Source organism: Metallosphaera javensis (ex Hofmann et al. 2022), from assembly GCF_022064045.1.
Taxonomy (GTDB): Archaea; Thermoproteota; Thermoprotei_A; order Sulfolobales; family Sulfolobaceae; genus Metallosphaera; species Metallosphaera javensis.
This window is the reverse complement of record NZ_JAKNCW010000003.1, coordinates 114,181-136,400: the sequence shown is the minus strand read 5'-3', so window position 1 is coordinate 136,400 and position 22,220 is coordinate 114,181. Positions and strand designations below refer to the sequence as shown.

At 48.3% G+C, this 22,220-nt stretch carries 23 protein-coding genes; 13 read left to right on the top strand and 10 right to left on the bottom strand.

Annotation, left to right across the window (positions count from 1 at the left end; translation table 11 throughout):
• Positions 1–68 precede the first annotated feature (68 nt).
• From ilvD to L3N51_RS03770, 6 genes are all read left to right on the top strand, one after another.
• The gene (gene ilvD / locus L3N51_RS03795) at positions 69–1,742 is read left to right on the top strand and encodes a dihydroxy-acid dehydratase (RefSeq protein ID WP_238025575.1); all 1,674 of its coding nucleotides are present in this window, start codon (positions 69–71) and stop codon (positions 1,740–1,742) included.
• Positions 1,743–1,784: 42 nt separating this feature from the next.
• Entirely contained in the window at positions 1,785–2,303 is a 519-nt protein-coding gene (locus tag L3N51_RS03790) for a hypothetical protein (RefSeq protein ID WP_238025574.1), read from the top strand.
• Positions 2,304–2,368: 65 nt separating this feature from the next.
• The gene (asd, locus tag L3N51_RS03785; RefSeq protein ID WP_238025573.1) at positions 2,369–3,442 is read left to right on the top strand and encodes an aspartate-semialdehyde dehydrogenase; all 1,074 of its coding nucleotides are present in this window, start codon (positions 2,369–2,371) and stop codon (positions 3,440–3,442) included.
• Between the two features lie 37 nt (positions 3,443–3,479).
• Complete coding sequence (locus L3N51_RS03780) at positions 3,480–4,268, top strand: hypothetical protein (RefSeq protein ID WP_238025572.1); 789 nt, start codon at positions 3,480–3,482, stop codon at positions 4,266–4,268.
• A gap of 64 nt (positions 4,269–4,332) precedes the next feature.
• A complete protein-coding gene (locus tag L3N51_RS03775) occupies positions 4,333–5,682 on the top strand; it encodes a hypothetical protein (RefSeq protein WP_238025571.1) in 1,350 nt (449 codons plus the stop codon).
• Between the two features lie 47 nt (positions 5,683–5,729).
• A complete protein-coding gene (locus tag L3N51_RS03770; protein WP_238025569.1) occupies positions 5,730–6,074 on the top strand; it encodes a hypothetical protein in 345 nt (114 codons plus the stop codon).
• Between the two features lie 70 nt (positions 6,075–6,144).
• Here L3N51_RS03770 and L3N51_RS03765 read toward each other — a convergent pair whose 3' ends face one another.
• Entirely contained in the window at positions 6,145–9,363 is a 3,219-nt protein-coding gene (locus tag L3N51_RS03765) for a S53 family peptidase (protein WP_238025568.1), read from the bottom strand.
• A gap of 141 nt (positions 9,364–9,504) precedes the next feature.
• Here L3N51_RS03765 and L3N51_RS03760 point away from each other — a divergent pair, with 141 nt between their 5' ends.
• Positions 9,505–10,017, top strand: a complete 513-nt coding sequence (locus tag L3N51_RS03760) for a class I SAM-dependent methyltransferase (protein WP_238025566.1) — start codon at positions 9,505–9,507, stop codon at positions 10,015–10,017.
• Positions 10,018–10,109: 92 nt separating this feature from the next.
• Positions 10,110–11,345, top strand: coding sequence for an NADP-dependent isocitrate dehydrogenase (locus L3N51_RS03755; RefSeq protein ID WP_238025565.1), 1,236 nt, complete (start codon positions 10,110–10,112; stop codon positions 11,343–11,345).
• On the opposite strand, the gene L3N51_RS03750 is transcribed toward L3N51_RS03755, so the two are convergent.
• Positions 11,342–11,680 carry a hypothetical protein gene (locus L3N51_RS03750; RefSeq protein ID WP_238025564.1) on the bottom strand — a complete coding sequence of 113 codons (339 nt, stop codon included), beginning with the start codon at positions 11,678–11,680 and terminating at the stop codon, positions 11,342–11,344. The genes L3N51_RS03755 and L3N51_RS03750 overlap by 4 nt on opposite strands.
• Positions 11,643–12,827 carry a Cdc6/Cdc18 family protein gene (locus tag L3N51_RS03745; protein ID WP_238025562.1) on the bottom strand — a complete coding sequence of 395 codons (1,185 nt, stop codon included), beginning with the start codon at positions 12,825–12,827 and terminating at the stop codon, positions 11,643–11,645. The genes L3N51_RS03750 and L3N51_RS03745 overlap by 38 nt, the downstream gene beginning before the upstream one ends.
• Before the next feature lie 483 nt (positions 12,828–13,310).
• Between L3N51_RS03745 and L3N51_RS03740 the strand changes: the two genes are divergently transcribed.
• On the top strand, positions 13,311–13,601 hold the full coding sequence (locus L3N51_RS03740; RefSeq protein ID WP_238025560.1) for a 4a-hydroxytetrahydrobiopterin dehydratase: 291 nt from the start codon (positions 13,311–13,313) through the stop codon (positions 13,599–13,601).
• A 213-nt stretch (positions 13,602–13,814) separates the two neighbouring features.
• Here the strand turns inward: L3N51_RS03740 and L3N51_RS03735 are convergent, their stop codons facing one another.
• Genes L3N51_RS03735 through L3N51_RS03725 form a run of 3 tightly spaced genes read right to left on the bottom strand, consistent with a single transcriptional unit; the run spans position 13,815 to position 15,248 of the window.
• Positions 13,815–14,621: a gamma-glutamylcyclotransferase gene (locus tag L3N51_RS03735; RefSeq protein ID WP_238025648.1), complete on the bottom strand. Its 807-nt coding sequence runs from the start codon at positions 14,619–14,621 to the stop codon at positions 13,815–13,817.
• A 2-nt stretch (positions 14,622–14,623) separates the two neighbouring features.
• Positions 14,624–14,899: a hypothetical protein gene (locus L3N51_RS03730; protein ID WP_238025559.1), complete on the bottom strand. Its 276-nt coding sequence runs from the start codon at positions 14,897–14,899 to the stop codon at positions 14,624–14,626.
• On the bottom strand, positions 14,883–15,248 hold the full coding sequence (locus L3N51_RS03725) for an NfeD family protein (RefSeq protein ID WP_238025557.1): 366 nt from the start codon (positions 15,246–15,248) through the stop codon (positions 14,883–14,885). The genes L3N51_RS03730 and L3N51_RS03725 overlap by 17 nt, the downstream gene beginning before the upstream one ends.
• A gap of 38 nt (positions 15,249–15,286) precedes the next feature.
• Here L3N51_RS03725 and L3N51_RS03720 point away from each other — a divergent pair, with 38 nt between their 5' ends.
• The 4 genes from L3N51_RS03720 to L3N51_RS03705 are packed head-to-tail and all read left to right on the top strand — an operon-like array spanning position 15,287 to position 18,707.
• A complete protein-coding gene (locus tag L3N51_RS03720) occupies positions 15,287–16,573 on the top strand; it encodes a thermopsin family protease (protein ID WP_238025555.1) in 1,287 nt (428 codons plus the stop codon).
• Between the two features lie 57 nt (positions 16,574–16,630).
• Positions 16,631–17,443 carry a slipin family protein gene (locus L3N51_RS03715; protein ID WP_238025553.1) on the top strand — a complete coding sequence of 271 codons (813 nt, stop codon included), beginning with the start codon at positions 16,631–16,633 and terminating at the stop codon, positions 17,441–17,443.
• Positions 17,440–18,186, top strand: coding sequence for a cobalt-precorrin-4/precorrin-4 C(11)-methyltransferase (locus L3N51_RS03710; RefSeq protein WP_238025552.1), 747 nt, complete (start codon positions 17,440–17,442; stop codon positions 18,184–18,186). Before L3N51_RS03715 ends, L3N51_RS03710 begins: the two co-directional genes overlap by 4 nt.
• Complete coding sequence (locus L3N51_RS03705) at positions 18,183–18,707, top strand: SAM-dependent methyltransferase (protein WP_238025550.1); 525 nt, start codon at positions 18,183–18,185, stop codon at positions 18,705–18,707. Before L3N51_RS03710 ends, L3N51_RS03705 begins: the two co-directional genes overlap by 4 nt.
• A gap of 192 nt (positions 18,708–18,899) precedes the next feature.
• Here the strand turns inward: L3N51_RS03705 and L3N51_RS03700 are convergent, their stop codons facing one another.
• From L3N51_RS03700 to L3N51_RS03685, 4 genes are read right to left on the bottom strand one after another with little or no spacing between them, the layout of a single operon-like run.
• Positions 18,900–19,790, bottom strand: a complete 891-nt coding sequence (locus tag L3N51_RS03700; RefSeq protein ID WP_255776097.1) for a RimK family alpha-L-glutamate ligase — start codon at positions 19,788–19,790, stop codon at positions 18,900–18,902.
• A gap of 24 nt (positions 19,791–19,814) precedes the next feature.
• Positions 19,815–20,663 carry a hexaprenyl pyrophosphate synthase gene (gene gdS-2, locus L3N51_RS03695; RefSeq protein WP_238025548.1) on the bottom strand — a complete coding sequence of 283 codons (849 nt, stop codon included), beginning with the start codon at positions 20,661–20,663 and terminating at the stop codon, positions 19,815–19,817.
• A gap of 6 nt (positions 20,664–20,669) precedes the next feature.
• On the bottom strand, positions 20,670–21,440 hold the full coding sequence (locus tag L3N51_RS03690; RefSeq protein ID WP_238025547.1) for a hypothetical protein: 771 nt from the start codon (positions 21,438–21,440) through the stop codon (positions 20,670–20,672).
• Entirely contained in the window at positions 21,410–22,219 is an 810-nt protein-coding gene (locus tag L3N51_RS03685) for an S-methyl-5'-thioadenosine phosphorylase (protein ID WP_238025545.1), read from the bottom strand. Before L3N51_RS03685 ends, L3N51_RS03690 begins: the two co-directional genes overlap by 31 nt.
• Between the last annotated feature and the right edge of the window lies 1 nt (position 22,220).

Below are 22,220 nucleotides of genomic sequence, written 5' to 3'. Positions count from 1 at the left end.
TAAAGACCAATTAAATCACTTGTGAATGATCAACTGTTAAATACCTTTAAAACATTAACCTATTCGGTATGTACGACAAATCGAGATCTAACAAGGTTTATGGTGGTTACGAGAAGGCACCCAACAGGGCCTTCCTCAAGGCAATGGGGTTGACCGACGAGGATATTTCCAAGCCACTCGTGGGAGTGGCAGTGGCATGGAACGAGGCTGGACCCTGCAATATACACCTCTTGGGTCTATCCCAGGTTGTGAAGGAGGGCATCAGGGAACTGGGTGGTACACCCAGAACATTCACGGCCCCCGTACTCATAGATGGAATAGCCATGGGAAGCGAGAGCATGAAGTACTCCCTGGTCAGCAGGGAGGTTATAGCCAACACCGTAGAGCTCACAGTGAATGGACACGGCTACGACGGATTTGTGGCCCTAGGTGGATGCGATAAGACCCAGCCGGGTCTCATGATGTCCATGGCCAGACTCAATATACCCTCAGTTTACATGTATGGTGGAACCACTCTACCGGGCAATTTCAGGGGGAAAGATATAGCCATAGGAGATGTATACGAGGCCGTGGGGGCGTTCTCCGCGGGGAAGATAACTGCTGAAGATCTCAGGATAATGGAGGATAACGCCATACCTGGCCCTGGAGCCTGTGGCGGATTATACACAGCGAACACCATGGCGATGCTGTCCGAAGCCCTTGGACTCTCCCTCCCCGGAAGCTCGGCTCCTCCCGCGGTTAGCTCAGATAGAACCAAGTACGCCAAGGAGACTGGGAGGACATTGATGAAGGTAATGGAAATAGGTCTTAAGCCTAGGGACATACTTACATTTGAGGCATTTGAGAACGGAATTGCCCTACTAATGGCCAGCGGAGGTTCCACGAACGGAGTTCTCCACCTTCTTGCCATAGCCCACGAGGCAGGGGTGTCCCTAACCCTGGACGACTTCGATAGGATAAGCAAGAAGGTTCCTGAGATAGTTAACATGAAGCCAGGCGGAGATTACGTCATGGCCGACCTATACAAGGTCGGGGGAGCCCCCCTGATCCTAAAGAAGCTACTGGACCGTGGACTGATTCACGGTAATGTTATGACCGTCACCGGAAAGACTATGGCACAGAACCTTTCAGAGTACAGAATACCGGACGTTAAGCATGATCATGTGGTCAGGGACCTCTCTAACCCCTTTCTTCCAGCAGGTGGTATAAGGATTCTAAAGGGTAGCCTGGCACCTGAGGGATCGGTGGTGAAGCTCTCCGCTGCCAAAATCAGATATCACAGGGGACCCGCCAGGGTATTTAACTCAGAGGAGGAGGCATTCGAGACGGTGCTGAAGGAGAAGATAAATGAGGGAGATGTAGTGGTAATAAGATATGAGGGACCGAAGGGAGGTCCAGGTATGAGGGAGATGCTTGCAGTAACCAGTGCAATTGTAGGGCAGGGACTTGGTGAGAAGGTTGCCTTGGTAACGGATGGAAGGTTCTCAGGAGCCACAAGGGGTCTAATGGTGGGTCATGTAGCCCCTGAAGCTGCAGTGGGTGGACCCATAGCGCTTATCAGGGATGGTGACATGATAGTGATTGACGGCGAGAAGGGGAAACTTGACGTAGAGCTCTCTGAGCAGGAGCTCAAGAGTAGGGCAAAGGACTGGGTACCCCCAGAACCTAGATACAAGTCTGGACTCCTGGCCCAATATGCAAAACTGGTGACCTCCTCGGCAAGGGGAGCTGTTCTAGTTTAACTATTGAAAAGCCTTTTTTCCCTCTAGGACACAATTACCTGCATGAATATTACCAGGATTAAGATTTACTTCATTCTGCTAATAGCGAATGTCACTGTCCTGTTCGTGGTTGCCTCCCTTCCCAGTTCTCCACAGGTGGGTCAACAGATAATGAATTCCCTGAATTCCACGGTCTCTCCCAGTCAGGGCCTCGTAGGTATGGGAACATCTATTGCTGGACATAATTTCTTTCTATCCCTCTTCATGTCCCTTCCCTTTGTTGGTATTCCCGCGGGCCTGTTCATTATGGCGGACACGGGTTACGCTTTCTCTGCAATAGGTTCTTTTGAAGGAGTGCCCGGCGTAGCGCTTCCCACGTTAGAGGCATTTCTCCCGTTCTTCTGGATGGAATTTGTTTCCTATACAGCCATGATGACGGAGAGCTATTTCATGACCAGGGCGATTCTAAATGGTAATTGGAGGAAAGAACTTCCCACCTATGCACTGGTGATAGGAGTGGTAGCCGTGACCCTAATGGTGAGCGGATTCGTTGAGGCATTTTTTATTTCTATAGGAGTATAAACTGTAGAACTTATACGGTTAAAGTAAGTTTATATTCTACAAGTGCAGAATAGTTAGTGATACTCATGAGGAGAACGTTAAAGGCCGCAATCCTCGGGGCCACAGGCCTGGTTGGAATAGAGTACGTTAGAATGTTAGCGGATCACCCCTATATTAAGCCGGCATATCTTGCAGGAAAAGGTTCTGTAGGAAAGCCCTATGGAGAGATAGTGAGATGGCAAACTGTTGGAAATGTACCCAAGGAAATAGCAAACCAAGAAGTGAAGCCCACTGATCCGAAGCTGATGGATGACGTTGACATAGTTTTCTCCCCATTACCGCAGGGTGCAGCGGGACCCGTAGAGGAGCAATTCGCTAAACTGGGATTCAATGTAGTGAGCAACTCTCCTGATCACAGGTTTGACATGGACGTCCCCATGATAATACCTGAGGTTAATCCGCATACTGTAACCTTGATAGATGAACAAAGAAAGAGGAGAGATTGGAAGGGATTCATAGTTACCACACCCCTATGCACGGCTCAGGGGGCCGCAATTCCGCTTACCCCCATCTATCAGAACTTCAAGATGAGCGGAGTAATGATAACTACAATGCAGTCCCTATCAGGTGCAGGTTACCCCGGAATCGCGTCCTTGGATATAGTGGACAACGCTCTCCCGCTGGGGGATGGATATGACGCTAAGACCGTGAAGGAAATAACAAGGATTCTGTCCGAGGTAAAGAGGAACGTTCCGGAACCAGGTGTTAACGAGATAACCCTAGACGCTACAACACACAGGATTGCCACAATTCACGGACACTACGAGGTTGCATACGTGACCTTCAAGGAGGACACAGACGTAAGAAAGGTAATGGACTCAATGGAGTCCTTCAAGGGAGAACCTCAGGACTTGAAGTTACCTACCGCTCCAGAGAAGCCAATCCTAGTTACTACTCAAGATGCCAGACCACAGGTGTTCTTCGATAGGTGGGCAGGGAATCCGCCTGGAATGAGTGTCGTAGTGGGCAGACTCAAGCAAGTGAATCCGAGGACCATAAGGTTCGTGTCGCTTATCCACAACACTGTTAGAGGGGCCGCAGGAGGGGGCGTGCTCACCGCTGAGCTCCTTATCGAGAAGGGCTACATAGACAAGAGGTAAGCTCTAGTTTTTAATCCCAGACGTTCTTTTTCTCTTCTTGATAATCTTGGATTTTATAGAGCTTGCGGTCAAAGCTGGAATAGATAAGGACAAGGCTGTATCCGTGTACAGAAGATTGAATGGCGGTTACTATATGAAAATTTACTACTCCAAGAGTCCCATACTCTTCAGCTTAGTGAGCTGGCCCAACCTTTACCTGAGGAGCAGGAAGTTTTACCCCAAACTGGCTGAACCGGGATATAGTGAGGCAGTTCAGCTCCTGATAAGTGTGGACGTGATATCCGTTGTAGGGATGTCATCTGTGATTCTGAGTAAACCCCTTCCCCTGGAGCAGGCTAGGAAGGACATAGAGAAGGCCTTCTCCGCAATAAGGGATGATGCAACGGCTAACTCGATCTACCCCTATCCTGAGGAAGGAGAGGTGAAAATAACTCAGGATTTCTTCGCCTTCATTTCGGATCTGGTAAGGAAGAGGAAGGAGGACGATTCCAGGGACATTATGGAAGTTCTGAACGATATGGCCTACGACAGCGAAGCCCTTGAGGAGGTAAAGAAGAAGTACCCCTGGGCGAAGACCGTGAACAGGGCAGACTCGCTCAAGGCCCTAGGGTTGGCAGGTAAGCTGGATGAATTTCTTAAGACCGAGGAAGTGAAACTGGCCGTGCTAATGGGGCAGAGAAACCTTCATATTGACAGGTTACTAGTGGAGAGAGGTATTACAGAAACCGTGAAACTTCTCAGTCATTTTGAGGAGCTAGATCCGAGTTTCGTTCAGAGCGTAGAGGGAGTGAAGAGAATGGTCCTAGAGGTCTCCAATTACGTTTGAAGACAGGCCTTATCTGATCATAAGATTAAAGAATTATAGTGGGGAATTGCTTTAAAGTTCTCACATGAAGACTGTCCAAGTTGCCCTAGTAGTGGACACCAGTGGCTCTCCACTCTCTCCAGAGAAACAGCTGGTGGTAGCGCTCTCTAAGGTACTCTCTAAGAGAACAAGAGTTAATTCCGTTACCTTGTTGGGCTGGCCCATCCTTCTCTTGAGGATGGAGGATTCAGGTGGTTATCTTCTTATTGACGAGACAGGAAAACTAGATACCACATTTAATAGAACTGTCTTGGGGGATTACGAGCACTATCTTGATTCCTTTTCAAAGGTGGCTACACCGGACGAGTTCCTGAACTTGGTTAGGAAAATTCCCTGGGCTGAACCCAGAGGGAAGGAGTCCGTTAGGCTAAAGGGCGTGATAGGAGATGATATCACAACCCTCCTGAAAAACCCATCCATGTCCCTGCCAGTTCAGATCCTAGAAAGGAAGATAACGGAGGAGATGGCGTCTCTAGAGGTAGAGGAATGGAAGAGGCTTCAGGACGTGGTGAACTCCGAGCTGATTAAGGTGGATGAGTACATCAAGAGCTTTATCGCGATTTCAGACACGTTCATTGGAAAGATAGCTGAGGAAAGGCAGAGAATAGAGTCCCTGTACGACCAGGAGATAGACAAAACTAGGGGAGAGCTGGAACAACTCCTGAAACAGAGGAAACCAGTTGCCTATGAAGAGGTGAAGAAGAAGGTACTAGAGTTTGCTCCAAAGCTCTCCGAGATATACGGGGTTATAGCCAAGACGAGATTGGATGCGGAAAGCGGATCGGTCTCTCAAAGACAGGTTTCCTCCCTTGAATCTGCAAAAGACAAGTTAATGAAGGACCTTGAAGCACAGATTAACCAAGCCCTGGAGCCGTACAGGGGAGAGATAAGGGTTTACAAGGAAAAGATTGACTCCCTAGTTGCGAAGAAGAACCAAGAACTAGCCCAGGTAGACAGTAAGCTTGAGGCTTCAAGAAAGATTGTTAATGAGGTAAAATCTGCTCTCGAGAGCGTTAAGGAATTGAAAAGGAGGGAGCTCAACGAACTCGCATCCCTAGCCAGAAGGACCATCTACATTGACGAGAAACTGGAGGTAATACTTCCACTCCTGGTGGCGAAGGATGACTACGGCTTCACACAGGTTGTATCTCCCCTGATGTATAGGGGAAGAAACAGATCTTTACTAGGCTTCGGTAGTAAACTGGAGAACATGTATACCGTTATTGATGAAGAGAAAATCGCGTCATTTTCCGTCCCCAGTGTGGGCCTGCAAGATAACGTGAGGGGGCTAAGGCAGGATATAGAGAAAGGGATAGCGTGGCTGGAGGAGGAGGGTTGGAGGATAAGGAAGCTATTTGAGGACTTTTACTTCTAGAGACGCGATCAGGGATATTTTTATTCTCGGCCGATACAATGAATACCGTGGATGCGAAAACCAGAGAAAAAACAAGAAAGCTCAGGATGACGGAAAGCATTTCTGCGTTCAAGGAGGAGTTAAGGGCCATAACCTTTGAGCCCATCTATGGGGATTCCGTGAAGGATATAATCACGAGGCTAACCACAAAGATCCAGGAGCTCTCTGAAAAGTACGATTACGTGATTGAGTTTCCCAAGAAGGCTGATGTCGAGACGGACGGTAACATATACTACTTTACTTACAATCTAAGAGTGAGGACAAAGGCAGGAGTTAAGAGAATTCAGGTGAAGGTTCAGTACATCATGTATGATCAGGAAGGATGGGTTGGAATGATCACTGAAATATCGTGATATACTAAGTCTTATTTTAAGAAATGTAGAAGGCCTGGTTTGGGTAACAGGTGAACAGACTAAAAACCTCTCATTTTCTTCTCCACACGTACACGACTAGGATTAGACCGAATACGAGGATTATTAATGCCACTGTAGTTGATAGGTTCTGATTAACCGATCTCGAGGTAATATGACTGGTAACGGTGGATGGTAATGGAGTATGATGTCCCACGCTAGTGGTTAGAATTTGAACTGGAGTAATCGCAGTATTGTTTAGGAGGGTTGCGTTGGACAATGTGTAATGGAAAACCTGGCTATTTATCAGGCTTACCGTGGCATTGACTGCGGTCAGGTTATATATGACTGAGTTAACAAGAGTCGCGTTATGGTTAATTATAGTGGCGTTCAGTATGTAGAGGTTGTACCCAGAGGTTCCATTGAAGGTCGGAGTCAAGACATAGGGTAAGAGGACGAAGGTCGCATAGGGTTGAGGTATGACGTTTAGCGTGTTATAGTCTAGGGATGACTTGAGCGCGGTTGGATAGCCATCGAAGGTCACACCGTCTACATATACCTGCCAGGAACCAGCTAGGCCGTAAGGTGAAAGTCCCAGTCCGTTGGAGTTACCTCCCGAGGGCAGGTTGAAGTAGCCGATCCATGAACCGTTCCTATACTCCAGAGGGACAGCATTGGAGATTGCCAGAGAGTCAAAGGATCCCTGTAGGTATGAGGGAATAACAATTGCCGTAAACGTGCCGAACTTCACTGGTGTACCGTTGGGGTATGTTATTGATGCATTTATGACCAGAGTTGAGTTCTGAAGCATGGTCTCTTGGAGTCCACTCAAGGTAATCTGAACAGGCGACGGAGAAACGTAAACCTGAGTTACGCCTACTCCTGATGCCGTGTAATTGCTGAAGTTATAGCTGGCATAAGCTAACACGTCGTAGTATCCTGGAGGAATTCCCTTGGGCAAGGAGAGTTCCTTAACGTAGAACTGACCTAAGGAGGTCTCAATGGAATTGACTGTGGTATTGAAGTAAGGGACTCCATCCTTAATGAAACTCACTGTTATATTAGGCGAACCCAGAGTTTCAGCGAACACTGCCAAGGTGAAGTTCTCTCCCGGAGTAACTACCAGGGGTTCAGTAGCTATGCCAGGGACCACGTAGGGTACCACATATATTCCTGCAACCAGTTCGTCGAAACCGTAAGTGCCCGGAATCTTAACCAGATATATTCCACTTACCATGGAGGAGTTCAGGGAAAAGGTACCGAATACGTAATCGGATGCGTTACTTAGGGTGATGCCGTACTGACTGAAGTTCAGTACAAGGGGATGAGTGAGCTTTACAGTTGAGATCAACTTCTCCTGCCCTGTCTCCGGGTTGTAACTATACAGGCTAGCCGAGAACTGGGACCTGGGATAGGCGGTAGTTCCGTTTGGATAGGTTAAGTGGACCAGAACTGGCAGGTTGCCTGGACTTGGGTAAAGCGCAACCTGAGGAAGGAGATACTGAGCTTGCAGGCCAACTGTGAAGTATGCTCCGGACATCTGATTGCCCTGGGTAACTATCACCTCCTCAACTCCCGATCCGGTAGCCTGGAATTGGCCAACCCAGTATGTTCCATTGTAGGTTAGCGGAACCTGTCCCACCAGTGCCGATCCATTGAAGATCTGGGCGAGCGGTTGAGGTGAGGGTGGAGCCTTGACAACAACGTTAACCTCCTGGCCGTCCATGTAGGTGGTGTTTTGCACTGCTACAGATATACCCTGGGTAGGGGAAATCATGGATACGAAGTAGCCTGCATTTATATAGCCTAGGCCCGTGACTGGGTTTGGAGTTCCGTTCACAATATAGGGTGTATTATACCCGTACTCCACGGGAGATATGGCCTTTGTTCCGTTCAATGAGTAGATGAGAGGGTTCACAAATCCAAGTTTACCGTGAACTTGAACGGCCAGCGCCAGAATACCTGCCACAAGGGGCGAGGCCACAGAGGTACCTCCCACTAGCTCGGAGATATTGTAGTAGTATGTGACTGGAACCCCCGTGTATGGGTTTGCATCGGCTGCCACGTCCGGTACCATCCTGAACCCGTGGGCACCCTGATACCAAGGACTGGGAAATATCACGCTGTATCCACCCGTTGATGCGCCGAACAAACTTTCACCGCTCCACGCAGTTTGGACAACACTTCCGTTGGAGTAGTACAAAGATGTTCCCCCAACAGCAAGCACGTAGGGATCAGAAGCCGGAAGCACTAGGTTTCCCAAGGGAGAGAGATAGAAGTTATACCCGTTTCCTCCTCCATCACCACTGCTGGCCACAAAGGTTATTCCCTCGACTTCACCCAACCAGTACTCGTAATTCATAGACTGTACCATGGATAGGGGTATTAAGCCCAAGGCCACGTATATCTCCGGGATGCCAAAGCTCTGCGAGACCACGGAGACCTGATCCTGCTGGTCTATGTAGGCAATGATCTGGGGAAGGGTTGCGTTGGGATTCGCAACGTAAAGTATTATCCCCGCACCTGGGGCTAGCACATGAGCATATTCCACGTCAAGCGAAATCTCAAGTGCCCACCCGCTGGAGATCCCGTCATTGGGGTTGTATGCACCTATACTCTCCACCTTGAAGAAGGGAGGATTGCTTATGTTATAGTCAGAGTCAAATTCCTGAAGCTGTTGTTGTATGTATGGATCTCCGTAGAAGTCCACAATGCCAATGGTCACATTTGTGCCGTTTATTCCCCTGTGAAGCAGGGGAGTGACGTTATATGCATACCTAAGTTGAGATGGAGTCACCTGGGAGAAGGCAACTGCCTGCGTCACATTAATGAGGGTGCTGGGCCTCTGTAGAAGTGAGGTGGTGACGTTGGTGGAGAAGACCAGTGCGTTGGAAACAAGGGGCGAACTGGCGCCAACATACTGATAAAAGGTCAGGTTATGAAACCTCTCCAAGTAGAAGGTTCCTCCCAGGGCTCTCTCAAACTGGGATACCGTGCCCGTCGCTGTTATCACATTCATGTACACGTTTGTGTTTATGCCGTAACTGTTCAGGTAACGCACAAGTTGATCTATCTTCTCCGTAGGAATGAAAAGCGATTGAACTTGTTCCCTAGTCAGAACCTTATGTTCCTGAACGTAGAGCTGGAGTAACTCCAAGTTCTGCGGTTTCTCCACTATGGAGACCATGACCTGCTGAGAGGGAGGAAGGGTAGACCCCTGTTGTTGCCCAAGATGAAATAGTGGTATTCCCTGGCTTAAGATAAGTGCTATGAGCAGAAGTTCCTTGATCATGAGTTCCCCATGCACCTGTAATATCAAAAACTTTTTCGTGACATTTTTTGATTTTAGGCCACTGATCCGCGAAGGAAGAGGTGTTGCTTTTTAATATTTATCTTTAAATATTAACATTTCCTCTTAACGTAGGATCGTAATATGCCAACTTACTATCCAGTGAGAAGGATGGGCATAACCCTCGATGAGCAGAACTTCATTCTCAAGAGACTTGCACAGCTAAAGGTTGAGGGAGAAGTACTGGATGTGGGATGCGGAAATTCGCTCATTCCCATACAGTTATCCAAATTATGGAAGAGAAAAATCACTGCGCTGGATATATGGGATGAATTTCCTCTGGAGACTGCTGTAAAGAACGCTGAGGAGGAGGGAGCTCAGGTGGAGTTTCTAAAGATTGAGAGGCCTGACCTGAAGCTTCCACTCAAGGACTCCTCCTTCTCCTTCGTTTACTCGGTGATGTTCGTTTACAACCTGAGAAAACACGAGAGGGAGTCCCTCTTCACCGAGATAAGAAGGGTTCTGAGGGATGGAGGAACGTTCCTCCTCGTGGATCCTGTGATAGTGAGGAGGGAGAGAACGGAATTGAAGGGGTTCAAGGAGATCTCTTACAGGGAGGAGAACGCGCTCTTCTATTACCTTGCAAGAAAGGAGTGATTATCGGCACAAAATTTGACTTTAACTCCCCGGTTAACGAGTACCGCGTTATCATCCAAAAAGTTAAAAGTTGTTCGAACTACCTAACTTTCATGTCGCAAGTCCCCGATGACGGTGAAAAAATCTCATTCCAAAACGGGAGATGGATAGTCCCGGACAGACCGGTGATACTTTACATTGAGGGAGATGGTATAGGACCTGAGATTGTTGCCTCAGCAAGGCAGGTTGTGGACAAGGCCGTGGAGAAGGCATACGGCTCCAGGAAGGAGATTAAGTGGGTTGAGGTGCTGGCAGGGGATAAGGCCTTTGCAAAGACAGGGGACAGGTTCCCCAAGGAGACTCAGGAAATGCTCATGAACTACAGGGTCGTGGTCAAAGGCCCGCTGGAGACTCCCATAGGGAAGGGATGGAAGTCCGTGAACGTAGCCATCAGGCTCATGCTGGACCTGTATGCCAACATCAGGCCTGTAAAGTATATAGACGGACTGGAGTCACCACTGAAGGAACCTAACAAGGTGGACATGATAATCTTCAGGGAAAACACTGATGACCTATACAGGGGTATAGAGTACACATATGACAGCGAGGAGGCTAAGAAGATCAGGTCTTTCCTCAAGAACGAACTTCACGTGGATGTGGAGGACGACACAGGGATAGGTATCAAGGTAATAAGCAGGTTCAAGACCGAAAGGATCACCAGGATGGCCATGAACTACGCCATTGAGCATGGAAGGAAGAAGGTAACCATAATGCATAAGGGAAATGTGCTCAAGTACACTGAGGGCGCGTTCAGAGACTGGGCCTATGACCTCATTAAGAGAGAGTACAGGGATAAGATTGTGACCGAGGAGGAGATTACCAAGCAGTATAACGGAGTGGCACCTCAGGGAAAGATAGTGGTCAACGATAGGATAGCTGACAACATGTTCCAGCAAATCATAACTAGGCCAGATGAATACGACGTGATACTGGCTCCAAATCTGAATGGGGATTACATATCAGACGCGGCGGGGGCCCTCATAGGAAATATCGGAATGCTGGGTGGGGCAAACATAGGTGACTCGGGAGGCATGTTTGAGGCAATTCACGGTACTGCCCCCAAGTACGCTGGGAAGAACGTGGCCAACCCTACGGGAATAATTAAGGGATGTGAACTCATGCTGAGGTTCATGGGATGGAATGAGGCAGCTGATCTTGTGGAGAAGTCCATATTGAGGGCAGTGTCCATGAAGAGGGTTACCCAGGACCTCGCCAGGTTCATGGGAGTGAAAGCCTTAAGCACCACTGAGTTCACCAAGGAACTCATCAACATCATGGATACCCTTTAGCCCATACCTAGGGCCAGCGAAATCCTGTCAAGTGTTTTTCGAATCCTCCTCTCCTCTTCCTTTATCATGGAGAGCTCACGTTTCAGCTCTGAGGCCTTCTCCACCTGCTCCTTAATCTTGATTGCATCCCTTCCCAGATACTTGCTCTTGAGCTTTCCCTCCTCCCAGTACCTGAGATAGTAGTACACGTTACCGTTAATCGTCTTGGATTCCAAGTGACCGTTGGGGAGCGAGTTCAGTTCCTCCTCTATCCTCCTCCTCCTCTCCTCCAGTTGCGAAAGTCTATCCTCCAGTTCCTTAACTCGTTTCCACATCGGATCCTTCGTCGTACTCATAGCCCATCTCTTCCGCTAGGTTCTCCTCAAGGGCTTTCATTATCTTCTCCTTGTCATGAACTTCCACGTATTTCCTAATTCCCCCGGCCCTTCCCCTGTTCATTATCTTTATCTTCACTATTCCAAACATGTCCAGCTCCGAGACTATGTCCGAGAATCTTCTGTAGGAGAGTGGCTTCTGCTTCAGCTTATCGCAGTACTTGGAGTAGACCTTATGTGCAGTTACCACGTCCTCCGTGGTTACGATGGCCCTCAATGCCAATTTGTAATGGAAGGGAAGAGATTTAACTGCCTCGAAAAGCCTTTCCTGCTCGTACTCCACTATGGCCTTATCTACGTGCTCCTTCTTGATGAAACCAATTCCCGAGGCCAACTGCGCAGATCTGAAGAGAAGGTTCACCGCCTTCCTCGCGTCTCCGTGCTCCCTCGCAGATATTGCAGCTATGTAAGAGAGTATCTCGTCGTTGAAGGTCCCTTCTATTAGACCGTACTCGGCGTACTTGGCCAGGATCTCCTTGAGCTGAACGGCATCATAGGGCTTGAAAATGACCGATGGACCCAGTGACGACAAAACCCTAGGTTCCATGTAATCCCTCACGTTGATGTCGTTACTGATCATGATGACCGAAACGTCTGCATCGGCTCTTAACAGTTGATAAAGGACTATGTCTCCTCCCCTCCTCTTCACCAGGGTGTCCACCTCATCCAGATAGATGAGGGCCTTCTTGCCCCTGAGCACGCTCTTTATCTTGTCAATATACTCTCCCAGGTTCACCCCATGCCTTGGAACTAGGCTATTGGTAAGCTTTTCCGCAATTACCGAGAGGACAGCCTGAGGGGTTCCCCCAACCTCCCTAGAGTTCAGGTAGACCTGCTTCACCCCGTTGTAGTCCTGGTCCTCCTTCTTCACCTCCTCAATCTCGTTATAGATGTACTTAACCACAAAGGTTTTACCTGTCCCCGTCAGGCCCAGGAACAGGTTGGAGAACTTAACGTCGTTCTTCACGAAATACCTGACTGCTATGGCCGTCTCCCTGATTATGTCCTCCCTGAAGGGGATATCCGTGAAGACTGACAGGGGGTCTATGAAAACCTTTGGGTTTCGAATAACCTCGCCCTTACCCCCCTTTAACGCCTCTCTGATCACGGAGTTTCCTTAGTTTCCTAGGTTAAATTGAGTTTCATTTAGCGTCATAGTATTATCCCGTAATGATATCACGATGTTATTACTCAGGAGCAGATAGCTGAACGTGTTACAGTATATGTGCAGTGTTTCCATTAGTTATTTTCCCTAATCCCCAAACTCACGTGGGAGAGAGACTGTAAACATGCAGAGTTTCCTCCGTTAGGGCCTACTTCCTTCGCATGAAGGCCTATATAAATTAGCCAAACTATAATGAGTTTAGTTGTAACGATCTGAGTCTAGGAAACACTGCATCTGCACACTGACAGTTAAGGTTTCAAATAATACTGAGCCCAAGGTATTATCTACGGTAAAGTTGAAAACATCAGTTCAATTAAAAACTCACTTGTTTACTTTTAGGGTATAGCCAGAAAGGAAACATTGCATTTATACTGTAGTCCAAGTTTCAATATGAAGACATAAGAACTTGCTATGTTATAGAGTGACATGCCCAGACTTTCAACACAGGAAATAGAGAAGGCCCTATCTACTCTCCATAACTGGAAATACGAGAACGGAGAGCTGGTCAAGGAGTTCAAGTTCAAGGATTTCGCCTCTTCCATCAGGTTCTTAACCATGGTTCAGCCAGTGGCCGATTCCCTGGACCATCATCCTGACCTGTGTGTATACTATAATAGAGTGGTCATCCACCTTACTACGCATGACGAGGGTGGAGTTACAGACCTTGATTTGAAGCTGGCCCAAAAGTTGGACGAACTCGAGAAGCTGATGCATTAACCGGGGAGTTAAAACACAAAGATATTCTTCTTGGGGCTAACCTCATATTGTTGTGTATTTAAGAAGCCTTTAACGTGAAATACACAACAAACCAGACTAGGCCCCCCATTTTCGTGGATCCATGTCTTCTACCCGGCGAAGCTTGGCTTTACCGGGGAGTTAAAGATCTCAGCACTTAAAGGACTCGTCACCCATAGGACTGGGAAGTAGTCATCACAGGCCAGTGCTCACGCACCCTGACTTCCATCTCCTGCTTAGGCCTTTCAAAATAATATTTTTATACTCCTCCGAGGGCATACCTTCACCCATATCCTGATCGGATACGTAGGCCACGGCGAAATACTCCCTTCCCTGATCATCCAGAACCTTAAGGGTTCTTCTAACGTATTTTATGAGATGACCCTCCGCCTTATCTAGGGTGTTGAGGTAATCCTCTACAAGGGTGTAAATGTAACCGCAAACTCTCCCTTCAGGATCTTCCTTAAGGTTGGCGCAGAGGCCATACTTACAGGGGACGTTGAATATCATTCTGTAACCCTTGAGAATCCCATTGACCTCCCTGAGAATTTCCTTAACTCCCCTTTCACTCAATACGTCATAATTGGTGTTCTCCGCATAGGCAAAAAGATTGGTTATGACAGGCATTCCAATCCATCGAGAATAATCGCCAGAGGGAATGAGATCCCTGTCCTTGATACTCTGGTTATACCTGTAAATGTAAACCCCATTGAGTCTGTGAAGTCTCTTCTCGTCAAAGAAAACCGTGGTCAGTTCCCTGACGTAAAGGTCATCCTCCTCTCCCTTATAGTCCTCAACCTGATCCAAGAGGTCCAGGGTGGCCTTGTCAATCTCGTAAACTTCGCCCCAAATTCTACCTTCGCCCTTTACTACTCCCGGGTAACCCCCCAGATCATACATGTCGTAATTCTCTGCGTATCCAAGACCGACAAATCTAGCCTTCCTCAGGTAATGATGCAATTCAAATCCATATCTGAGGCTCCCGTAGGCCATGATATACATGCTCATCCCTCTAGAAACTGAAACCAAAGTTCCAACTCGTTTAGAGAAATCTCCCTTAAAACCTCACCATTCTCCTTTACCTCTCCCCCAAGTATTTCGTATCCGTCCTCAACTCTCCTCAACTTGATCTCCATGGTCCTTACAATGTCTGCACTCTCACCCGAGGCCTCTTCCACAGAGGGAGGGTAATACACTAGGCGGACATCACCATCGTGACTTGTTAGCTTGTACTTTCCGGAATCCTCCAACCTCCTCACAGTTTCAAACGACAGTTTCATTGATATTCCTCTTCACTAGAAGCTTTAAATCCCTCATGTCTTCTACGACCACCGTTTCGTCCTTCTTTATGTCCTCTAGTGCTACGGCCTCCCAGTATTCACCCTCAATGAGGACATATCCTATCTTACCCTTGGGAATGTCATCCACTGCCTTCCCCACCTTTCCCCTATAGGTGTAAAGGTTTCTCTTTCTAGTCTTTGCAATGACGTAGATCATTCTGTAGGATAGGAAACCAATTAACGCCAACGAAGGCACCACCACAACGGGATCTGATATGTAACCAGTTAGAATCAGTGCTATAATTAGAACGAGAATAATTATAACCGGAATTACATAAGCGTGAGCCACAAAAATTTTATTGACGGCCGGCATTATAAAACATATTCATGTATTACATTTCCGTAGGTATTTTACTGCTTCTTGTGCTTTCTGCCCTGTTACCTCTAGGTCTTGTGACATCAGCTCAGACAGGAATCTCATTGCCGGTTGGGATTAGCTTCTTCTCCCTTTTCTCCACCTACTACACTCCCTACGTTATGGGGGTCATGAACCTCTCATCCCTTCAGATTGGTAGGTCCTACATCTCTGGCCAGCCTTTTCAGTACGGAAACGCGTCCCTCCAGCTCAATGTCATGCTCAACGGCACCTACTGGGCTCAGGATGTAATGCTGTTTCACGAGATAAATAACAGAACCTTCCAGGTCTTCATGGTTGTTAATTTCTGGAACCTCACAGGTCCATTCGTTTCCCTTGTGGAAAACACCACAACCTTTGACGGCCTCGGGGTTTACTGTTATCAGGGACCCAGTTTCAACGTTACCCTTCCCGTCTCCCTGTCCCTATTCATGAACTCTTCTCAGCACCTTCAGTTCGGGTACTCGGTGAATGGGATCAAGAAGGTATACTTGACTTTACCCTTCCATGGCCTTTTCAAGCTTGGCGGTCTATCGGCCAATGGACTGCCAAACGACCTAGAGATGGTGTGGGGTGGACCAGGCGGTGGAAGTGTAGTGGACATGTTGGCTCAGGGATCCGAGGAGCTCTACTTCCTCCAGGGTAGCAACCTGATCATTGTTCCTTCAGCTTTGTCTGTGGGCTTGGACACAGCGGAGTCAGCCTACGGGGTGACCTCATTTCCCAACTTGGAAAATATACAGAAACCGTTCGCAGAAATTAACCGGGGGGTTAATACACCTTCCGTTCTCTGGCCTGTTCCACCAAAGATAAACGTGACGCAGGTTAACGATACCGTTCACGTGAAGTTATCCTACGGGAACTACACCTTCTCAGGGCAGGAAGTTGAGATAAGGGTCTTGAAGGGTCTAAGCCTAGTCACCCTAGCTCAGGGAATAACAAACTCATCCGGTGAAGTTACATTCACCAACGTTACCCAGTCGTTTTACGAAGTGTATTTTCCGGGGAATTACTCCCTTTCCCAGTCCTACGCCCTCTCCTCTCCCCAGTTAAACCATTTAATAAGCGTGACCACATCTGCCTTTGACTCCCTGGTTCACTTCCTTGAGACGTACAACTTTAAGAAGGCTCTAAGTTCGGACTTCAATCACGTTAAATATCACGGACAAACCTCCGTGAACTACCTCCTACTTGAGGTGATAGGAGGTCTCACGGCTGGAATTCTGGTGTCGGCGCTCCTAGTAAGAAAGTATACCTGAGTTCACTAGAAAAAATGTGAAACCAATGTTTTTAACTTTGTAACTCCCATATATCACATGTCTCTAGTAGCAGATTTAGTTGGAATAGTCTTTCTCCTTATCATTATCCTGATATTCGTAGCTCTCTCCTTCAGGATAGTTAGGGAGTGGGAGAGGGCAGTGGTCCTCAGGTTGGGAAGGATATTAGCGTTGAAGGGACCTGGTATCATTTTCCTAATCCCCTTCGTTGATAAACCGCTGGTGGTGGATCTAAGGGTTAGGACGGTGGACATACCACCCCAAACAACAATTACTCGAGATAACGTCACAGTTTCCATAGATGCCGTCGTCTATTACAAGGTCGTGGACCCCATGAAGGCCGTTTCCATGGTGGCCAACTACAACATGGCAGTCCTAAACATTTCTCAAACATCCTTGAGGGATATAATAGGGCAGATGGAGCTCGACGAGGTCCTTAGCAAGAGGGAAGAGATAAACAAAAAGTTACAGGAGATACTGGATTCCTACACCGAGGCGTGGGGGGTTAAGGTCACGGCAGTGACTGTGAGGGATATAAAACTGTCTCCGGACCTATTAACTGCCATTGCTAAGCAGGCGGAGGCGGAGAGATTGAGGAGGGCCAAGGTAATTCTAAGCGAAGGTGAGAAGCAGGCCTCCACTATCCTGGCTGAGGCCTCCAAGTCCTACCAGACTAATCCTATGGCCCTTCAGTTGAGGTTCCTGGAGACCCTATCGGATATATCACAGAGAGGAGGGCTAATAGTAGTGGTTCCAGCGGAGAAGGAGATATACCCGACGCTCTCAACTTCACTGGCCCTGGTAAACAGCCTTAAAAAAATGGAAAGCGGTAGCTCCAAGGGAGGAAGTTGAAACCCAGTGTCACCATTCTAGGGGTTGGTCCCGGAGATCCAGAGCTAATCACCCTGAAGGCCTTGAGAAGGTTAAGGGAATGTGACGTTGTTTTTTACACCGGTTCTCTGATCAGTGACGACGTGAAAAACTTGTTTAAGGACAAGATTACCCGCGACACGGCTATCATGACCATGGAGGAGATAGTTAGGAGCGTAAAGGAGGAACTTGAGCAGGGCAGGAAGGTATGTATCGCTCACGACGGTGATCCCTCCATCTACGGGGCCATCAGCGAGGAGATTTCCCTTCTGGCAAGGGAGGGAATAGAAGCTGAGATAATTCCAGGGATAAGCTCCTTTCAGCTCTCCGCATCACTCTTGGGCGTGGAGTTAACCTGCCCCGGAGGGCCTCAGTCCATTATCATAACGCGACTACCCTACAGGACCTCGTACGAGAGGAGGATGGTCTTGGACAGGAACTCCAGTGTGGTGATCTTTCTTTCTATTCATCTGGTCAACTTGGTTCAGGAGGAACTGCTCAAGGTGTTTCCCCAGGACTATCCAGTTGCGGTGGTGTATAGGGCTGGTTGGAGCGATCAGCTGATCCTCAGGGGTGAACTCAAGCACCTGGAAAGGATGGTAAGGGAGAACAGGATAACCAAGACTGCCCTGATCCTGGTGAGCGAATGCCTCCGGTTCCAGGGAGAGAAGAGGAGCAATCTGTACTCCCCAGACTTCATACATTCGTATAGGGGGTTGAAATGAACCTTTATGGTGTTGGTGTCGGCCCTGGCGACCCGGAACTTCTCACCCTGAAGGCTCTCAGGCTCATCAGGGATGCAGATCTGGTGGTGATCCCAACATCCTCCAAGAGGATTACCTTTAACGCCGTTTTACCCCATGTCCAGGGAAAGGAGGTCCTGGAGTTTCCCTTACCGGTGAGGAAGGACAGGTCTGCCTACCAGGGCTTAGTGGATCAGATAAGGTCCTACAACAACGTGGTGTACGTAACCTTGGGGGATCCTGCGTTTTATAGCTCCCTATATAGACTTGGTCAGTTCACAGAGATCAGAGAGGTGGTACCGGGTATCACTTCATTTTCATGGTGTTCTGCACTTCATAAAACTCCAATTGCCCTGGGGAAGGAGAAAGTTCTAATATCGCCGGATCCAGTGAACCTGAACGAACACAGGGTGAACACACTGGTATTCATGAAAGGGGAAGTGGAATCTCCTGTAAGATGCGGAAACGGCTATTTCACTGTCTCAATAAAAAGGTTAGCCTAGCGCGGACATGGTGACGTACTCATCTAAGCCCAGTGACGTTCTATAATATCTCACATACATCATTTCATTCTCCTCCAATTGTCTATAGCCCGTGTTCTAATAAAAGGGTTTGCAAGGGGAACCTATAGACAATAATCTATAGAGGATCAGGGCGAGAGCTCAACATCACGGCTCAGACGGTTTTGCTTCTCCTCATTTCCTTATCTTCTCAAGGAGAAGGTTCACAATGTACTTTGCGGGATTCAGGGAGGTTGCGGTCTGGAATCCCTTCCACATGGGGGCTCCATTCACTTCCAGCACCTTGTAGCCTCCCTCTAGGTCCTCCACTATATCCACTCCGGAGTAATCCAGCCCCAGTGCCTTGGTAGCCTTCACGCTGATCTCCTCAATCTCCTTGAGGTCAGCTGAGGATATGGCCTGTACTAGCGCGCCCTGCGCCACGTTGGTTTTCCAGTTTTCCTGCGATATCCTGTAGATGCTTCCCAACAGCCTGTCACCTATCACAAAGGCCCTGATGTCCCTGTTGGGTTTTTTCACGTACTTTTGAACGTAAACTGGTTGGTTCACCGACAGGATGGATTTGGCCACCCTGAAGGCTATGTCAGGATCGGAAACCTTAACGGATCCCAGCCCGAGACTCCCCACTAAGGGTTTTATCACGACCTCGCCCCATTCCTCCACAAGCCTCATTACCTCAAAGGGATCCTCAACGAGGGCAGTGAAGGGAACGGGTATGCCAGCCCTATTCAACTTGGATATGCTGGCGTACTTGTCCCTGGCCAGCAACATTGATTTTATCCTGTTCATGGTCACTACACCACGGTTCTCAATCTCCCTGAGAACGTCAGCTCTCCTTATCATCTGCTCTATGGTGGTGAGGAAGCCAAGATTCCTGATAAGTGCTCCATCCAGTTCCAGTTTCCTTCCAGCGTAGGATATCCCGAGGTCGCTCCCTATGGATGAGTTAATCCTTGAAACCCTTATGTAATAGGCTGTGTGACCCCTTGCCTTTATCTCCAGCAACAGTTGTTTTGAGGCCTCAGTGACTTTCTGTGACTCGTGAACTACTGCTATCTTTGCCAAATTTCTCTCCTGAAGGGGGTAATCCTAAAATATTTTATTCTTTATTCCAGCCTCTCCCATGAGACCGAACGCCAAAAAGTCAGGGAGAGCTACGAGCTGATCTAGATAATCTCCCTGTACTGGAAGGGATCTAAGGAGACTTTCATAGTGCTCCTTGTATTCCCTGTACTTCAACCTGACGAAGGACTCAAACTTGCCCGAAGTTAAGGAGAAGAGTTGCTTTGCGCTTCCCACCAGCTTGTCCTTCTCCTGCGTCACGCAGTCCACATAGTCGTCAATAAGCTGGTAAATGATCCCCAGGTCCTTTCCTGCCTCCATGAGGGTATCAAGGAACTCGCTCCTTCCAGAGGAGAAGGAGGAGAGCATGGTCGGAAGCTTGAAGAGGGAGGCGGTCTTGAGCTCAATGGTCCTCATGTAATCCTCGTCCTTCCCGTACATGTCCTTGAGTGCTCCCACAGCTGTATCCTTCCACAGGTCCACACTTATCCTCAGTGCCTTGTCCCCGTAGCCAGAGATTATGTTCAGGGCTGTGGGAATGAGATAGTTGGACACGAAAATTACCTTCCTGTTCGTGTAAACCGCCCAAGCAGCTTTCATTCCCCTCCTGATCTCGTCATAGTCTACAATGTCGTCAAGGGCCAGTGAGGCAGAGTGGAGAATCTCAGTTGCAAGTGCCCCTGGATAGGCATCCCTCTCTTCCCCTCCCAGTGCTCCATTGAAGAGAAACATAAGAGTTCCCCTGAACCTCTTCCCGTCCCTCATGATGTACTTGGACATCTCCATGGTTTCCCATTCCTTTGATTCATCAAGGAACTTCTCCACAAGGTCATCAATGACAGCCCTGCTCCTAAACCAAAACTCCATCAGGTCCAATCTTGATCAGCTTCCTTTAGTTCTAATCTTAAAAATGTAAGACATTATACTTAAATATATGGGAGCCGTCAATGGATCAGTATCCAGGAGAACCTCCCTCACCTTCTTACCCTGATTTCTCAACTGGAAGGCAGTCCTTTTACCAATCAAGGTGTCAACACCAGTATATACTACGTTGGAGTCGGAAAAGTCATTTTCGTAAAATGGTTTTACTTTCTTTCCCAGATTCCGCCTGAGAAGTGTCAAGGAAGGTAGAAGAACCGGGGAGACCACCAGATCCAGGGAAGGGTCAATTTCCTGGATCTTTCCATCTATCCACTCCCTAAGATCTGACATATCAAGTTCCTCTGAAAGGTGTTTAGACCTGGGTGAGGGGAATCTGGTGAGCCAAGATAAGGATGAGAGGGCCAGGTTGACCTCGCAGAGATCACCCTCAGACCCAAGCGTTTTCAGGGTAAATTTCCTCTGTCCACACGTCAGGAGAGTTCCCTTGACATTAAGGGATTTCACCACGTTCTCCAGGTCTCTTAACTCCGAGTCATCATTTACGAAGAATACCACCTCCTTATTCTCAGAGTAGGGCGAGTCCAGAAACGTGAAGTCATATACCCCTAGCAATTTCACCGACTCTCCTGTGAGCGCCACATACCCCCTGGCAAGAGTATAGGCAGGAAGCTCCATCCCGTACCCGTAAACTATGGTGGAGAAGGACGGAAGGGATATCTTGGGGGGCCTGAGCTGATCTATCACACTAGAGCTGTCCTCAGGGAGTGGCAACAGGAACACTCTCTCTCGTCGGGCTTCTCGGGAATAGACCTTATTACCTCCCTTAACAGGGCCTTCGCCTTAGCCGTGTTCTCCGACATGACTCTGGTGACTTCCTCAGCCGTCACGGGAACCTCAGCGAAGACGTCGTAATCGGTGATCATGGCTATTGTGGAGTAACACATCTCAGCCTCGCAGGCCAGATTCACCTCGGGGACCAGGGTCATTCCAATGATGTCCGCCTTAAACACCTCCTTCCACACGATGCTCTCGGCCTTGGTGGAAAATCTGGGCCCCTCTATGCAGATGTAGGTCCCCTTGGGGTGGGTTGTTATGTTCAACCTCTTGGCACTCTCGATGATGATTTTCCTCAGGGAGTTGCAGAACGGTTCGGCCATGGACACGTGGGCCACCACTGGACCGTCGTAGAAGGTGTACTCTCTTCTCTTGGTCATGTCAATGAACTGATCTGGGATAACGAATTCCCCTGGCTTGTAATCAAGGTTTAGGCTACCCACTGCCGAGACCGAGATGACCCACTTTACTCCAAGCTCCTTCAGTGCCCATATGTTTGCCCTGTAGTTTATTTTGTGCGGGGGTATCCTGTGTCTTTTTCCGTGGCGAGGAAGGAAGGCCACGGTTCTCCCTTCCAGTTCGCCAAGTGTGATTAGATCGCTGGTTTCGCCGTAGGGCGTGTGAACCTTGATCTCCCTTACGTTTGAGAAAATCTCAGGATCATATAGACCTGATCCCCCTATAACAGCAATCTGTGCCCTATTTTGCGAGCTCATC